Raw genomic sequence first — 15,374 nt, 5'->3', positions numbered from 1 at the left:
GGTGCCCCGGAGGAAACATGTGCCCGATTTCCGGGGCCGCACGCCCTGGATTCGAACGTACGTCTCAGTTTCCTCGGGCGTTGAGGGAGGCGAGGTAGGCGTTGTACGCCTCCAGCTCCTTGTCCCCGTCCCGGTCGGCCGCGCGGTCCGTGCGCCGGGCCTGCCGCTGCTCGGAGCGGTACCACTGGAACAGCAGTGCGATCAGCACCAGCACGGACGGGATCTCGCTGAACGCCCAGGCGATACCGCCGGCGGCGTTCTGGTCGGAGAGCGCGTCGATGCCGAGCGAGGCGGGCGGGTTCTCGAACGTGCCGACCATCGGGGACGACGCCATCATCAGCGCGATCCCGAAGAACGCGTGGAACGGCATGCCCGCGAACAGCTCCAGCATCCGCATCAGATAGCCGGGCCGGTGCGGCCCCGGGTCCACGCCGATGATCGGCCAGAAGAACACCACACCCACGGCGAGGAAGTGCACCATCATCCCGATGTGCCCGACCTTGGAGCCCATCAGGAAGTCGAAGAGCGGGGTGAAGTACAGCGCGTACAGGCTCGCGATGAACAGCGGAATGGTGAAGGCGGGGTGTGTGACGATCCGCATGTAACGGCTGTGCAGCAGCGCCAGCAGCAGCTCGCGCGGTCCCTTGCGGCCCCGGCCCGCGACCGGCAGCGCGCGCAGCGCCAGGGTGACCGGGGCGCCGAGCAGGATCAGGATCGGCGACAGCATGCTGATCACCATGTGCTGGACCATGTGCACGCTGAACATGACCATGCCGTAGTCGTTGAGCTTGGTGCACATCACCAGCGCGATGGTCAGCACCCCGGCGACGTACGACACCGTACGGGTCACCGGCCAGGCGTCCCCGCGCCGCCGCAGCCGCACGACCCCCCACCCGTACAGGGCGAGCCCGGCCAGACACGCGACGAGGAAGAAGGCGTCCGGCGACCACTGGAGCCCTCGCCCCAGCGTGAACGGCGGCAGATCCACCATCGTGCCGTGCCCGCTGTGATCCATCCGCCGGCTCCTGTTTCGTGGGGGTTGTGCAAGTCTGTCCGGCCCCCACAGTAGAACGGCCCCCGGTCACGCTCGTGACCGGGGGCCGTTCTGTTCACGGCTTGACTACAGGACGCACTCCGCCTCGGTGTACCGGTTCTCCGGCACCGTCTTCAGCGTCTCGACGGCCTCGGCCAGCGACACCATCACGATCTCGGTGCCGCGCAGCGCGGTCATCATCCCGAACTCGCCGCGGTGCACGGCCTCCACCGCGTGCCACCCGAACCGGGTCGCCAGGACCCGGTCGTACGCGGTGGGCGTGCCGCCGCGCTGCACATGCCCGAGGATCACCGGCCGGGCCTCCTTGCCGAGCCGGTGCTCCAGCTCGATGGAGAGCTGCCGCGCGATGCCCGCGAAGCGCTCGTGGCCGTAGATGTCCTTGCCGCCCTCGTCGAACTCCATGGAGCCCGGCGCCGGCTTGGCGCCCTCGGCGGCGACGACGATCGCGAACCGCTTGCCCGCCTCGAACCGCGCGCCGACCTTGCGGGTCAGCTCCTCGATGTCGAAGGGGCGTTCCGGGACGACGACGGCGTGCGCGCCGGCCGCCATGCCGGAGTGCAGGGCGATCCAGCCGGTGTGGCGGCCCATGACCTCCACGACCAGCACCCGCTGGTGCGACTCGGCGGTCGTCTTCAGCCGGTCCAGCGCCTCGGTGGCGACACCGACCGCGGTGTCGAAGCCGAAGGTGACGTCGGTGACGGCGATGTCGTTGTCGATGGTCTTGGGCACGCCCACGATGGGCAGCCCGCCGTCCGACAGCAGCCGGGCCGCCTTCAGCGTGCCCTCACCGCCGATCGGGATGATCGCGTCGAGCCCGAGCTCCTCGACATGGCCCTTGGCCCGCGCCACGCCGTCCCGCAGATGCGAGGGCTGGACCCGGGAGGACCCGAGGATGGTGCCGCCGCGGGCGAGGATGCCGCCCACCGCGTCCAGGTCGAGCTTGAGGTAGTCGCACTCCAGGAGGCCTTTCCAGCCGTCCCGGAAACCGATGACCTCGTCGCCGTGGTCGACGACGGCACGGTGCACGACGGACCGGATGACGGCGTTCAGGCCGGGGCAGTCGCCGCCGGACGTGAGGACACCAATGCGCATAGCCCGAAATACCTTCTCAACGTGGGCCGGGGACCGGACCACGCTGTCCGGCTGGATCCCGGCCACCCTACCGGCGTGAGGGGGTGGCACCGTACCGGGCGTCCGCCTGCTGGACGTGCCCGCACATGTGAGCGGACGTGCCGTCAGGCGGGCCCGGTGAGCACGGTGGCAGGGCGCGCTGGAGGGCCGCTTCAGTACCTCTGGAGCACGGGCTCAGGCCGGCTGCTGCGCGGCCGCGATGCGCTCGGTGCGCAGCGCCTCGTACCAGCGGTCGTCGGTCGGCGGCAGGGCGTTGACGTCCAGCGCCAGCTTCAGCAGCAGATCGGCGATCAGCGGGTTCCGGGCCAGCACGGGGCCGTGCATGTACGTACCGAAGACCGTGTCGTTGTACGCGCCCTCCGTGCCGTCGCCCGTGCCGTTGCCCTTGCCGAGGCGGACCTGGGCGAGGGGGCGGGCGGTGGGGCCGAGGTGGGTGACGCCCTGGTGGTTCTCGAAGCCGGTCAGCGGGGGCAGACCGAGCCGCGGGTCGATGTCGGCGAGCACGTCACCGACGCACCGCTCGCCCTCGCCGCGCACCGACACCACGTCCAGCAGGCCGAGACCGGGCTCGCGCTGGCCGAGGTCGTTGATGAACTCGTGGCCGAGGATCTGGTAGCCGGCGCAGACCGAGAAGACGATCGCGCCGTTGCCCACGGCCCGGTGCAGACCGCCGTCCCGGCGCAGCCGCTCGGCCGCGAGCCGCTGCGGCCGGTCCTCGCCGCCGCCGATCAGATAGATGTCCCCGGAGGTCGGGATCGGCTGGTCGCTGCGCACGTCGAGGCGGGCCACGTCCAGGCCGCGCTGCCGGGCCCGGCGCTCCACGACGAGGACGTTGCCCTGGTCGCCGTAGGTGCTCAGCAGGTCCGGATAGATCCAGACGACCCGCAGTTGGTTGTCGCTCATGAGGTCACTGTCCTTACGGATACGTCAGTTGCCGACGCGGCGGCGCAGGTCCTGGAACGCGGTGTAGTTGGCGATGACCTCGATCCGTCCCGGCGGGCACTGCTGCACGGCCTGGTCGAGGTTCTCGCAGACCTGGAAGTGCTGGTTGGCCACTTCCAGCCGCACCGCGAGGTCGAGCTTGCGGTCCCCGATGACGCAGATCGGGTGCCCGGTCAGACGCGTGTAGTCGACGTCCCACAGCCAGGAGGTGTCGGTGCCGTCGGCGCCGCGCGCGTTCACCGACAGGATCACCGGGGTGGGCGGCGGGTCGATCAGGGAGAACGTCTCCAGCCAGCCGGCCGGGTTCTTCGCGAGCAGCAGGCGCAGGTCGCGGCCCTGGAACTGGACGACGTCGTAGCGTCCGGCGACCGCCTGCACCTGGTACATGCGCTCCAGGGCCACCTGCGGCGGCACCCCGAACACGGCGGCGACGGCGGCCGAGGAGGCGGCGTTGGCCTTGTTGGCGCGGCCCGGCAGCTGGAGGTGGATGGGCCAGGCGGAGCCGTGCGGGTCGAGGACGTGGTCCCCGGAGAGCGCCCAGCTCGGCGTCGGCCGGCGGAAGCCGCACTCACCGCAGAACCAGTCGTCGCCCGGCCGCTGCATCACACCGCCGCAGGACGGGCAGGACCAGGCGTCGTCCTTCCACATCTGCCCGGCGGCGACCCAGATCACATTGGGGGAGGAGGACGCGGCCCACACCACCAGCGGGTCGTCGGCGTTGGCGACGATCACGGCCTTCGACCCCGCGAGCCCCTCGCGCCATGCCTCGGCGAGCATCCGGGTCTCGGCGGCGCGGTCGAGCTGGTCGCGGGAGAGGTTCAGCAGGGCGATGCACTTGGGGTCGGTGTCCCGGGCGACGCCCGCGAGGTACTTCTCGTCGACCTCGATGACGCCGTAGCGGGCCTCCGAGCCACCGGCCAGCGCGGAGGTGATACCGGCGGGCATGTTGGCGCCGAGCGCGTTGGAGACCACCGGGCCCGCGGCGCCCAGCGCCTCCGCGATCAGCCGGGTGGTGGTGGTCTTGCCATTGGTCGCCGAGACCAGGACCACGTCCAGGTTCTGCGCGAGCCGTGCGAGGAGGTCGGGGTCGAGCTTGAGCGCCACCCGGCCACCGATCACCGAACCGCTGCCGCGCCCCGCTGCGCGCGATGCCGCCGCGACCGCCTTGCCCGCGGTCACGGCGATCTTGGCCCGCGGAGTGAGCGGGTCCGAGTTGCCTGCCATCAGTCCTCGATCCTCCCAACGTCGTAGGTGGTCAGCCTATCGAGATCCCTTCGCGCTCCCGAATCGGCCGTAATCTTGCGCCCATGCGACACGGCTCGATTCCGGGCGCCCACGGGCGTGTCCGGCCCCTCACCCTGCTCGGCGACCCGCTCCTGCACACCCCCGCCGAGGAGGTCACGGACTTCGGCCCCGAACTGGCGAGGCTCGTCGAGGACATGTTCGCCACGATGTACGCGGCGCAGGGCGTCGGCCTCGCGGCGAACCAAGTCGGCGTGCCGCTGCGGGTGTTCGTCTACGACTGCCCCGACGACGAGGACGTACGGCATCTGGGCCATGTGGTGAACCCGCGTCTGGTCGAGGCCGACGGTGTGGTGGTGCGGGGGCCGGAGGGGTGCCTGTCCCTGCCCGGTCTGGAAGCGGGGACGGAACGGTACGACCACGCGGTGGTGGAGGGGTTCACGGTGACGGGCGAGCCGTTGACGGTGCATGGGACGGGCTTCTTCGCGAGGTGTCTGCAGCACGAGTGCGACCACGTGGCGGGGAAGGTGTACGCGGACCGGGTCACGGGGTGGCGGCACCGGCGGCTGATGCGGCAGGTGGCGCGGGCCTCCTGGAGCGGCTGACTCAGAAACCCGGGCCACCCACCCTGTCGCCGGCGGCCGCGAGGCGGCCCCACAGCAGATCCGCCAGACTCCGCACCAACTCGGCCCGGGAACAGGGCCGTTCGCCCAGCCACCAGTCGCCCGCGGCATGCATCATCCCGACGATCCCATGGCCCCACACGCGGGCCAGCTGCTGGCTGCCCGGCCCGAGGTCCAGCCGCTCCTCGATGACCTGCGCCAGCTCCTCACCCATCCGCCGCAGCAGCGGAGCCGAGTGCTTGCCGACGTCGAACCCCTGGTCCCCGGTCTGCCCGCCCTCGGCGGGGTGCATCAGGAAGCGGTACACCTGGGGCCGTGCCTCGATGGCGGCCAAGTAGGTGTCCAGGGTGGCCTCCACCCGCTGCCGTCGCTCCGCGGGAGCGTCCAGCGCGGCCCGCAGCGAGTCCAGCAGCGCGTCGGTGTGCCGCTTGGCCAAGGCCGCGTAGAGTCCGCCCTTGTCGCCGAAGTGACGGTAGAGGATCGGCTTCGTGATGCCCGCCTCGGCGGCGATGGCGTTCATCGAGGCCTGTGGACCGTCGCGCAGCACCACCCGGTCGGCGGCCTCCAGCAGCTCGCGCCGACGGCGGTCCGCGGACCGCTGCTGCTCGGTCCGCTGTGTGGTGTCCATGTGCTCTCCCCACCCGTGCTTTTTCGGTGACGCCTGCGCAAACTAACACTCAACACGTTCCTGACATCGAACGGGCTGCCGACCGGTCATCAGGAGTTGACTTTTCCTACCCGCCGGTAACAGACTGCGGTTACCGCAAGTAACATGCACGTGCGCTGCCGCTGGAGGGGACATGGCCGAGTTCACCATGGAGCTCAACGACGAACAGAAGGAGGTGCGGGACTGGCTGCACGGCTTCGCCGCCGATGTCATCCGCCCCGCGGCCGCCGAATGGGACGAGCGTGAGGAGACTCCCTGGCCGGTCATCCAGGAGGCCGCCAAGGTCGGAATCTACTCCCTCGACTTCTACGCCCAGCAGTACTTCGACGCCACCGGCCTCGGCATCCCGATGGCGATGGAGGAGCTGTTCTGGGGCGACGCCGGCATCGCGCTGTCCATCGTCGGCACCGGCCTGGCCGCCGTGGGCGTCCTCGCCAACGGCACCGAGGAGCAGATCGGCACCTGGATCCCCCAGATGTACGGCGACGCCAACGATGTCAAGGTCGCCGCGTTCTGCTCCTCCGAGCCCGACGCCGGCTCCGACGTCGCCTCCATGCGCACGCGGGCCGTCTACGACGAGGCCAAGGACGAGTGGGTGCTCAACGGCACGAAGACCTGGGCGACCAACGGCGGCATCGCCAACGTCCATGTCGTCGTCGCGGTCGTCGACCCCGACCTCGGCTCCAAGGGCCACGCCTCCTTCATCGTCCCGCCGAACACGCCGGGCCTGTCCCAGGGCCAGAAGTTCAAGAAGCACGGCATCCGCGCCTCGCACACCGCCGAGGTCGTCCTGGAGAACGTCCGCGTCCCCGGCTCCTGCCTGCTCGGCGGCAAGGAGAAGCTCGACGAGCGCCTGGCCCGGGCCCGGGAGCGGGCCCGCAGCGGTGGCGAGAGGGTGAAGAACGCGGCGATGGCCACCTTCGAGGCCTCGCGTCCGGCGGTCGGCGCCATGGCGGTGGGCACCGCCCGTGCCGCGTACGAGGTGGCGCTGGACTACGCCACCACCCGCGAGCAGTTCGGCCGCCCGATCATCGACAACCAGGGCGTCGCCTTCCAGCTCGCCGACATGCGGACGTCGATCGACGCGGCGCGGCTGCTGGTCTGGCGGGCGTCCTGGATGGCGGTCAACGGCAAGCCGTTCACCGCGGCCGAGGGCTCGATGTCGAAGCTGTTCGCCAGCGAGACGGCCAAGAAGGTCACCGGCCAGGCGATCCAGATCCTCGGCGGCAACGGCTACACCCGGGAGTACCCGGTGGAGCGGATGCACCGGGACGCGGCGATCTACACGATCTTCGAGGGCACGAGCGAGATCCAGCGGCTGGTGATCGCCCGGACGCTCTCGGGGATGACCATTCGGTAGCTCCGGGTGGCAACGCTCACCGGTGCTTCAACGGCGTGAGCTGCTCGATGTCGTAGCGCTTGCGCAGCTCCTCGATCGCCGCGTGGTCCGGCGGGCCGCCGTTGCCCAGGATCTCCAGCAGTTCCTCGAAGTACCGCTCGTGGTCCGGCGGCGGGCTCGCCTGGAAGAACATCTTCGCGGGCTCGTCCGTCGGGTTGGCGAAGGCGTGCGGACAGCCGGGCGGTACGACGATCACCGTGCCCGGTGTCGCGCGTACCACCCGGTTGCCCGAACCGGACTCCCAGCGCTGCCAGTTGTCGGGGGTCCGGATCCTCGGCTCGAAGGCGAGCACGTCCAGCTCACCTTCGAGCACGTAGAACAACTCCTCGCTGCGGGTGTGCACATGGGCGCCCACGTCGAAGCCGGGTGGCACGATCACCTCGAACGTGGACGCCATGCGCGAGTGCGAGCCGGTGACCTTGAAGGTCACGTGCTGGGCCGGGGTCTGCACGACCCGGCCCTGGCCCGGCGGCACCAGCAGCCCTTCCGTCGCTGTCATCGACCGCTCACCACGTCACCGGCAGCGCCTCGGGCCCGCGGATCAGCGCGCCCTTGCGGAACGGCACCTGCTCCGGCGGCACGGCCAGCTTCAGCCCCGGCAGCCGGTCCAGCAGCGCGTCCACCAGGAGCTGCGACTCCATCCGCGCCAGCATGCCGCCGGGGCAGTAGTGCGGACCGAAACCGAAGGACACGTGCGGGTTCGGCGAGCGCGAGAAGTCGATCGTCTCGGGGAACGGGAAGACGTCCGGATCACGGTTGGCGGCCAGGTACGACACGTAGATCGCGTCCCCGGCCCGGATCCGTACGCCCCTGATGCCCACGTCCTCCGTCGCGATCCGCGACAGGCCCACCGCGTTGCGGTGCGGGATGTAGCGCAACAGCTCGTCGATGGCCTGCGGCCGGATCTCCGGCTCCGCGCGCAGACGTTCGGCGAGGTCGGGGCGGGTCAGCAGGATGTAGAACATCTGCCCGCTGTTGTTGGTGACCGCCTCGCCGCCGATCTGGAGGAGCACCGCGAGCCCCACGGCCTCCTCCAGAGTCACCTCGTCCCGGCCCACGGCGGCGCCGAGCAGGGAGGTGACGTCCTCGGCGGTACTGCCCTCCCGGAGCCCGATGAGATCGGCGAAGTAGGCGCCCATCTCGTGCTTCGCCTTCTCGCTGACGTCCGCGCCATGCGCGGAGGACAGGATCAGCTGGGTCCAGGTGTGCATGACGTGGCGGTCCGCGGCCGGCACGCCCATCAGCTCGCAGATCACCGCGATGGGGAACGGGGAGAGGACCGTCGCGGTGAGGTCGGCCGGCGGCCCGGCCCGGAGCAGTTCGTCGACCAGGTCGTCCAGCATCCGGCGGGACATGTCGCGGATGCGCTCCACGCCCTTGGCCGTGAACGCGGCGGCCACCGAGCGGCGCAGCCGGGTGTGGTCGGGCGGGTCGAGGAAACCGACCGCGCCACGGGCCGGGATGAAGTGCGGGGCGAGCCGGGTGACCGGCCGGTCCATGACCGCCTCGCGGCTGAACCGGGGGTCGTTGGTCACCATGCGTACGTCCTCGTACCGGGTGACCAGCCAGGCCCAGCCGTCGCCGTTGGGCAGCTGGATCCGGGTGATGGGGCCCTCCCGCATCAGCTCGGTCAGCACCGGGTCGAAGTCGACCCCGGTCAGATCGAGCGCCGGCCAGTGCCGGATCGGGGGGAGGATCTCGGTGAGCGTCTCTTCGGTCATACCGCCTCTTCGTCCGTGCGCCAGCGGCCGAGTGCCATCTCGGCGGTGATGCCGGGACCGAACCCGGCGAGCAGCCCGCGCGCCCGGTCCTGGGCCCCGCCCTCGTCGAACAGCCGGCGCAGCGCGTCCAGGACGACGGCGCTGGCGATGTTGCCGTACTCGGTGAGCGTGGCCCGGCTGAACCGGAAGGCGTGCGGGTCGACCTGCAGGAACTTGCTGAGGTCGTCGAGGATGCGGGGCCCGCCCGCGTGGACGATGTAGAAGTCCAGGTCGGCGGCGTCCCAGCCGTGCAGCCCCGCGAGGTCCTGGAGCGCCGGGGCGAGCGGCTCCATGGTGGCCGGCACCCGCTTGTCCAGCAGGAAGTGGAAGCCGGTGGCGCGGACGTCGTACATGATCCACTCTTCGGTCTTGGGGATCAGGTACGAGCCGTTGCGCTCCAGCTCGATGCCCTCGCCGCCCCGCCCGCGCACCACGGCCGCGGCGATGCCGTCGCCGAACAGGCCGTTGGAGAGCAGGGAGCCGACGCCGATGTCGGTGGGCTGGTAGCACAGCGAGCAGAACTCGCAGGCCACGATGAGCGCGTTGGCCTTGGGGTAGGCCGTGCAGAAGTCGTGCGCCCGGTTGATCGCCGCGCCGCCGGCCGCGCAGCCCAGCTGGGCTATGGGTATCTGCCGGGTGGTGGCGTCGAAGTCCATCTCGTTGATCAGCCAGGCCGTGAGCGAGGGCATCATGAAGCCCGTGCACGAGACGTAGATGATCACGTCGATGTCGGTGGTGAGCAGCTCCGCGTCGTCGAGTGCGCGCTGTACGACGGAGGGGACCCGGGCCTTCGCCTCCGACACGTAGATCTTGTTGCGCTCCTCGAAGCCGGGATGCTTCAGCGTCTCCTCGATGGGCTGCACGATGTGCCGGGTCTTCACGCCCGTGTTCTCGATCAGCCGGAGTGCCAGCGGCAGTTGAGGGTGGTCTGCGTGGCGGGAGCGCGCCAGCTCCAGCGTCTCCTCCATCGTGATCACGTGCTCTGGAACGGACACCGAGGGTCTGCACAAAGTCGCCATGAACCGTGCCTGCTTTCGCCTCAGAGGGTGGTCCAGTCCACCTTCACCCGAGGACGCGGCGACTTCGCGTCGGGCTACTCCAAACGCGCGATCACGGTGAGCGCCCCGGCCGGGGCTACGGCGCGCCGCCGCTGCTGTGGGCGATGCACGCCACGTCGATACGATCCGCGAGCTTGGCCAGCTCGATGGTCAGCGCGGCCACGGTGTCCTCGTCGAGATCCTCCCCGGCCTCGACGAGATGCAGCCACCGCCCACCCACGGTTCGCAACAACTTGCTCACATCGGCGGCAGCCACCTGCAAGGTCCCGCGGTCGTCGACGATCAGAGGCAGAGTCACTTCGCGGTTCACAAACGGGATGGTAGCCGCGCAGGCGTCACGCCCCGTGCCAAACCGTCGTGATGTTGCAGAACTCGCGGATTCCGTGCCCGGACAGCTCACGCCCGTACCCGGACCGCTTGGCCCCGCCGAACGGGAACGCCGGGTGGGAGGCCGTCATCCCGTTCACGTACACGCTGCCGGCCTCCAGGTCCCGTTCGAACCGGTCGGCCTCGGTCTCGTCGCGCGTCCACACGTTCGAACTCAGCCCGAAGGGGGTGTCGTTGGCGATGAGCACGGCCTCGTCGATGTCGCCCGAGCGGTACAGCGTGGCGACGGGACCGAACGCCTCCTCGCGGTGGATGCGCATCTCGCGGGTGATGCCGGCCAGGACGGTCGGCGGGTAGTACCAGCCGGGCAGCTCGGGCCGGCGCAGCCGATGACCGCCGCACAGCACCTGAGCCCCGTTCCGCCGCGCGTCGTCGACCAGGTCCTCCAGATCGGCCCGCCCCTGCTCGGTCGCGACCGGCCCGACCTCGGTGTCCTCCTCCATCGGGTCGCCGACCTTCAGCGCCCGCATGCCGGCCGTGAACCGCTCCGCGAAGGCGTCGTAGACATCGGTGTGCACGATGAACCGCTTGGCGGCGATGCACGACTGCCCGTTGTTCTGCACCCGCGCGGTGACCGCGACCTCGGCGGCCCGGTCCAGGTCGGCCGAGGGCATGACCACGTACGGGTCGCTGCCGCCCAGCTCCAGCACCGTCTTCTTCACCATGTCCCCGCACACCGCGGCGACCGCCCGGCCCGCGGGCTCGCTGCCGGTGAGGGTGGCCGCCTTGACGCGCTCGTCGCGCAGGATCTCCTCGACCGCGCCGGAGCTGATCAGCAGCGTCTGGAAGGTGCCCTCCGAAAAGCCCGCCCGGTGGAACAGGTCCTCCAGGTACAGCGCGGTCTGCGGCACGTTGGAGGCGTGCTTGAGCAGGCCGACGTTGCCCGCCATCAGCGCGGGCGCGGCGAAGCGCATCACCTGCCACAGCGGGAAGTTCCACGGCATCACCGCGAGCACCGGGCCGAGCGGGCGGTAGCGGACCCGGACCCGGGAGGCGCCGGAGTCCCGCACGTCGGTGTCGTCGGGTACCTCGTCGGCGAGGAGCGCCTCGGCCCGTGCGGCGTACCAGCGCATCGCCTTGGCGCACTTGGCGGCCTCCGCGCGGGCCTGCTTGACCGGCTTGCCCATCTCGGTGGTCATCACCCGGGCGATGTCCCGCTGGTCCTCGTCCAGGAGATCCGCGGCCCGGTTCAGCAGCCGTGCCCGCTCCTCGAACGTCGTCGTCCGGTACGTGCGGAACGTCGCCTCGGCGAGCTGGAGGCGGCGCTCGGTCTCCTCCGCGCCCATGGCCTCGTACGTCTTGAGTGTCTCGCCGTTCGCCGGGTTCACCGTTGCGATGGGCATGACTGACCTCCCGGGGAGCTGATGTGCTTCGACCTTCCCGCGCGTCGCCGGTGGCCGCAACGCGGCGGCTCAGCCCGAGTGCTCCGCCAGCCGGTCCAGAAACGCGCCCTGCGCCTTGACGATCACCTCCCGGGCGCGGTCCAGCGGGAACCACGCCACCCGGTCCAGCTCGGGGAACTCCTCGGTCAGGCCCGACTTCGGGGGCCACTCCATCCGGAAGGTGCCCGGGGTGACGGTGTCCGGATCGAGGTCGGCCTCGATCGCCCACACCGTGACCAGCTTGCCGTTCGACTGGCGGGCCTCGCCGAGCGGCACCGCGTCACCGTCGGGCGGCGGCAGCCCGAGCTCCTCCTGGAACTCCCGCCGGGCCGCCTCCCAGGCCGTCTCCGACTCCGGTTCGTACTCGCCCTTGGGCACGCCCCACGCCCCCGCGTCGCGGCGCGCGAAGAACGGGCCGCCCATGTGGCCGAGCAGCACCTCCGCGCCCCCCGCGGTCCGGCGGAACAGCAGCAGGCCCGCGCTGTACTTCACGGCCTCACCTCGGGATGGGCCGCCAGCAGGGTCTCCACGGTGTCCGCCTCCTCGGGGCGCTTGTCCTCCCGGTAGCGGATCACCCGGGCGAACCGGAGGGTGACGCCGGCCGGGTAGCGGGTGGACCGCTGCAGGCCGTCGTAGGCGATCTCGACGACGAGTTCGGGGCGTACGGTGACCACGTAGCCGCTCTCCTCGACCGCCAGCTCCTTCAGGCGCTCCGTCTGCCAGCTGAGCATCGCGTCGGTCATGCCCTTGAAGGTCTTGCCGAGCATGGCGAAGGAGCCGTCGGCGGTGCGGGCGCCGAGGTGGAGGTTGGAGAGCTTGCCGGTGCGCCGGCCGTGGCCCCACTCGGCGGCCAGGACGACCAGGTCGAGGGTGTGCACCGGCTTGACCTTCAGCCAGGACGCGCCGCGCCGGCCCGCGCTGTAGGCGGCGTCCAGGGCCTTGACGACGACGCCCTCGTGGCCGCGCTCCAGGGTCCCGGCGAGGAAGTCCTCGGCCCGCCGGACGTCCTCGGGTCCGGAGACCAGGGTGCGCCGGACCCGCATCGGCTCGGGGACCAGCCGGGCCAGTTCCGCGTGGCGGTCGGCGAAGGGCAGGTCGAGCAGGTCGTGGCCGTCGACGGAGAGCGCGTCGAAGAAGACGGGGGAGACGGGGACCGCGCGCGCCGCCGTCGCCACGTCCACCCGGGAGCCGACCCGGCCCGCCGTCTCCTGGAAGGAGCGGGGCCGCCCCCGCTCGTCGAGGGCGATGACCTCGCCGTCCAGGATGAACCGCTCGCCCCGCAACTCCAGCGCCGCGCAGGTCACTTCGGGCAGCCGGTCGGTGATGTCGTCGAGGGTGCGGGTGTAGACCCGTACGGCATCGCCGTCCCGGTGGAGCTGGACGCGGATGCCGTCCAGTTTCTCCTCCACCGCGCAGGTGCCGAGCTTCCCGACCGCCTCGGACACCGAGGAGGCGCTGTGCGCCAGCATCGGCAGGACCGGGCGGCCCACGGTGAGCCGGAAGCGGTCGAGCGCGGCGGGGCCGTCGGCGAGCAGGGCCTCGGCCACCGTCTGCAGCGAGCCGGCCAGCATCACCGCCCGCCGCACGTCCGCCGCGGGCGCCTGGACCGCCTGCGCCAGCCCTTCCACCGCGACCGCGTCCAGGGCGCCCTGGCGGACCTCGCCGGTGAGGAGACCGAGCAGGAACCGTTGCTCGTCCGCCGTCGCCGCTCCCATCAACTCGCCCACCAGGCGGGCCCGTTCGGCCTGCGAACCGGCGCCCGACACCTTGCCCAGCTCGGTGAGCAGGGCGTCGGCCCCGGCCACCGTGAGGGTCGGTTCGGCGGCGGGGGCGACGGGGCGGCCGAGCACCTTCCAGCCGACGCCGAGCCGTCCCTGCGGCAGGCGTCCCGCCAGGTACGGGATGACGATCGGCACGTCCGCGGCCTCGGCGTCCCGGAACAGCTCCGCCAGCAGGGCGACCTTCCGGGACCGGGCCGAGGCCGCGGCGACCTCCTGGGACACCTGGGCCAGCCGGGTCAGCAGCATGCAGCCCATGGTGCCCCGGCCCCGGCCGCTTCACACCCGGACGGGCGCCGCCCCGCCGGGGCGCGACACGCCTCAGCGCCGGGCGTCCAGGTCGGCCATCAGCAGGTCCCCGTTGATGGTGGCCCCCGCCCGGTAGCCACCGGCCGCGGCGTTCACGACCTGCTCGGCGAAGCCCATCGCGTTGCCGGCCGCCCACACCCCGGGCACGCTGGTCAGGCCCGTCGGGTCGACCACGGGGTAGGCGCCGAACGGGGTCTCCGTCAGCTCCGCGCCCAGCCGCCGCAGCAGGTCGGTCCGCGGGACGGCGCGGGGCGCGACGAACAGCACCTGGCGGGCGTGCGTCGTGCCGTCGGCGAGGCGCACGCCGGTGAGCCGGTCGTCCTCGACCAGCACCTCGGCGACCGCACCGGGCACCGTCTCGACCCCGGCGGCGGCCAGTCTGCGCAGGTCGTCACCGGCCAGCTCGCTCTCGTCGACCTCGTGCAGGAAGAGCGTGACGTCCTTCGACCACTGGGAGACCATCAGCGCCTGGTGGACGCTCAGCGGGCTCGTCGCGAGCACTCCGAAGGCCTGGTCGCGCACCTCCCAGCCGTGGCAGTACGGGCAGTGCAGCGCGTCCCGCCCGAACCGCCCGGCGAGCCCCGGCACCTCCGGCAGCTCGTCCTCGAGGCCGGTGGCGATGACCAGCCGCCGGGCCCGGAGGCGGCGTCCGCCGGCCAGGACCACGGTGAAGTCCTCGTCCTTGGCGACATCCACCGCCCGGTCCCGGACGAGCTCCACCCCGTACCGGGCGATCTCCTCGCGCCCGATCGCCAGGAACTCGCCCGGCGCCATGCCGTCCCGGGACAGATAGCCCTGCATATGGGCGGCCGGGGCGTTGCGCGGCTCGCCCGCGTCGACGACCAGGGTGCGGCGCCGGGCGCGGCCCAGGACCAGGGCGGCCGAGAGGCCGGCCGCTCCGCCGCCGATCACGATCACTTCGTATGTCTCGGTCATGCCGCCACGGTCGCTCCGAGGCGCGGGATTGACAAACTTCTTTGCCGATTCTGCAATTGTCCTCATGACTACCGAGGACGTTCTCGCGGAGGTGGGCCCCCGGCTGCGGCGGCTCCGCAAGGACCGCGAGGTGACCCTGGCGGCGCTGGCCGAGAAGACCGGCATCTCCGTCAGCACCCTGTCGCGGCTGGAGTCCGGGCTGCGCAAGCCCAGCCTGGAGCTGCTGCTGCCGATCGCGCAGGCCCACCAGGTGCCGCTGGACGAGCTGGTCGGGGCGCCGCCGGTGGGGGATCCGCGGGTACGGGCCGAGCCCCTGGTCCGCCATGGGCGCACCTTCTGGCCGCTCACCCGGCAGCCCGGCGGGCTCCAGGCCTTCAAGGTGCTGGTGCCGCAGCGCGACGAGGAGCCCGAACCGCGTACCCATGAGGGCTACGAGTGGCTGTACGTGCTGTCCGGGCGGCTGCGGGTCGTGCTCGGCGAGCACGATGTGGTGCTCACGGCGGGAGAGGCGGCCGAGTTCGACACCCGGGTGCCGCACTGGTTCGGGTCGACGGGGGAGGGGCCCGCGGAGTTCCTGAGTCTGTTCGGACCGCAGGGGGAGCGGATGCACGTGCGCGCCAAGCCCCGGCAGGCGTGACCGGCGTGACTGTTCCCTGATCGGCAAGCGACCGCTTAGTATGCGAACCGACCCCGGTCAGACGACGCA

At 71.5% G+C, this 15,374-nt stretch carries 16 protein-coding genes; 3 read left to right on the top strand and 13 right to left on the bottom strand.

Annotation, left to right across the window (positions count from 1 at the left end):
• Positions 1–64 precede the first annotated feature (64 nt).
• The 4 genes from ACWD1Z_RS09170 to ACWD1Z_RS09155 all read right to left on the bottom strand — a co-directional run bounded on the left by ACWD1Z_RS09170 (position 65) and on the right by ACWD1Z_RS09155 (position 4,351).
• Positions 65–1,015: a cytochrome c oxidase assembly protein gene (locus ACWD1Z_RS09170; RefSeq protein ID WP_451116912.1), complete on the bottom strand. Its 951-nt coding sequence runs from the start codon at positions 1,013–1,015 to the stop codon at positions 65–67.
• 105 nt (positions 1,016–1,120) lie between these two features.
• Positions 1,121–2,146: a 6-phosphofructokinase gene (locus ACWD1Z_RS09165; protein WP_389417621.1), complete on the bottom strand. Its 1,026-nt coding sequence runs from the start codon at positions 2,144–2,146 to the stop codon at positions 1,121–1,123.
• 213 nt (positions 2,147–2,359) lie between these two features.
• Positions 2,360–3,088, bottom strand: a complete 729-nt coding sequence (locus ACWD1Z_RS09160) for a type 1 glutamine amidotransferase (protein WP_451116910.1) — start codon at positions 3,086–3,088, stop codon at positions 2,360–2,362.
• Between the two features lie 24 nt (positions 3,089–3,112).
• Complete coding sequence (locus ACWD1Z_RS09155; protein WP_389417623.1) at positions 3,113–4,351, bottom strand: MurT ligase domain-containing protein; 1,239 nt, start codon at positions 4,349–4,351, stop codon at positions 3,113–3,115.
• 83 nt (positions 4,352–4,434) lie between these two features.
• Between ACWD1Z_RS09155 and def the strand changes: the two genes are divergently transcribed.
• Positions 4,435–4,974, top strand: a complete 540-nt coding sequence (gene def / locus ACWD1Z_RS09150) for a peptide deformylase (RefSeq protein WP_451116908.1) — start codon at positions 4,435–4,437, stop codon at positions 4,972–4,974.
• A 1-nt stretch (position 4,975) separates the two neighbouring features.
• Here def and ACWD1Z_RS09145 read toward each other — a convergent pair whose 3' ends face one another.
• The gene (locus ACWD1Z_RS09145; RefSeq protein ID WP_451116907.1) at positions 4,976–5,620 is read right to left on the bottom strand and encodes a TetR family transcriptional regulator; all 645 of its coding nucleotides are present in this window, start codon (positions 5,618–5,620) and stop codon (positions 4,976–4,978) included.
• Positions 5,621–5,792: 172 nt separating this feature from the next.
• On the opposite strand from ACWD1Z_RS09145, the gene ACWD1Z_RS09140 reads away from it, so the two are divergent.
• On the top strand, positions 5,793–7,019 hold the full coding sequence (locus ACWD1Z_RS09140; protein WP_451116906.1) for an acyl-CoA dehydrogenase family protein: 1,227 nt from the start codon (positions 5,793–5,795) through the stop codon (positions 7,017–7,019).
• Between the two features lie 16 nt (positions 7,020–7,035).
• Here the strand turns inward: ACWD1Z_RS09140 and ACWD1Z_RS09135 are convergent, their stop codons facing one another.
• The 8 genes from ACWD1Z_RS09135 to ACWD1Z_RS09100 all read right to left on the bottom strand — a co-directional run bounded on the left by ACWD1Z_RS09135 (position 7,036) and on the right by ACWD1Z_RS09100 (position 14,668).
• Positions 7,036–7,557, bottom strand: coding sequence for a cupin domain-containing protein (locus ACWD1Z_RS09135; RefSeq protein ID WP_451116904.1), 522 nt, complete (start codon positions 7,555–7,557; stop codon positions 7,036–7,038).
• Between the two features lie 7 nt (positions 7,558–7,564).
• Positions 7,565–8,779: a cytochrome P450 gene (locus tag ACWD1Z_RS09130; protein WP_451116902.1), complete on the bottom strand. Its 1,215-nt coding sequence runs from the start codon at positions 8,777–8,779 to the stop codon at positions 7,565–7,567.
• Entirely contained in the window at positions 8,776–9,861 is a 1,086-nt protein-coding gene (locus tag ACWD1Z_RS09125; RefSeq protein WP_451117148.1) for a type III polyketide synthase, read from the bottom strand. The genes ACWD1Z_RS09130 and ACWD1Z_RS09125 overlap by 4 nt, the downstream gene beginning before the upstream one ends.
• Before the next feature lie 91 nt (positions 9,862–9,952).
• Positions 9,953–10,186, bottom strand: coding sequence for a DUF6213 family protein (locus ACWD1Z_RS09120; protein WP_389417629.1), 234 nt, complete (start codon positions 10,184–10,186; stop codon positions 9,953–9,955).
• Between the two features lie 25 nt (positions 10,187–10,211).
• On the bottom strand, positions 10,212–11,606 hold the full coding sequence (locus ACWD1Z_RS09115) for an NADP-dependent succinic semialdehyde dehydrogenase (RefSeq protein ID WP_451116901.1): 1,395 nt from the start codon (positions 11,604–11,606) through the stop codon (positions 10,212–10,214).
• 69 nt (positions 11,607–11,675) lie between these two features.
• Positions 11,676–12,137, bottom strand: coding sequence for an NUDIX domain-containing protein (locus ACWD1Z_RS09110; protein WP_451116899.1), 462 nt, complete (start codon positions 12,135–12,137; stop codon positions 11,676–11,678).
• Positions 12,134–13,672 carry an ATP-dependent DNA ligase gene (locus tag ACWD1Z_RS09105; protein ID WP_451116897.1) on the bottom strand — a complete coding sequence of 513 codons (1,539 nt, stop codon included), beginning with the start codon at positions 13,670–13,672 and terminating at the stop codon, positions 12,134–12,136. The genes ACWD1Z_RS09110 and ACWD1Z_RS09105 overlap by 4 nt, the downstream gene beginning before the upstream one ends.
• 72 nt (positions 13,673–13,744) lie before the next feature.
• A complete protein-coding gene (locus ACWD1Z_RS09100) occupies positions 13,745–14,668 on the bottom strand; it encodes an NAD(P)/FAD-dependent oxidoreductase (RefSeq protein ID WP_451116895.1) in 924 nt (307 codons plus the stop codon).
• A gap of 64 nt (positions 14,669–14,732) precedes the next feature.
• On the opposite strand from ACWD1Z_RS09100, the gene ACWD1Z_RS09095 reads away from it, so the two are divergent.
• Entirely contained in the window at positions 14,733–15,305 is a 573-nt protein-coding gene (locus tag ACWD1Z_RS09095; RefSeq protein WP_451116893.1) for a helix-turn-helix domain-containing protein, read from the top strand.
• The last annotated feature ends 69 nt before the right edge of the window (positions 15,306–15,374 follow it).

This window comes from Streptomyces sp. NPDC002784 (assembly GCF_053592135.1).
This window is presented reverse-complemented; position numbering and strand designations above follow the sequence as displayed.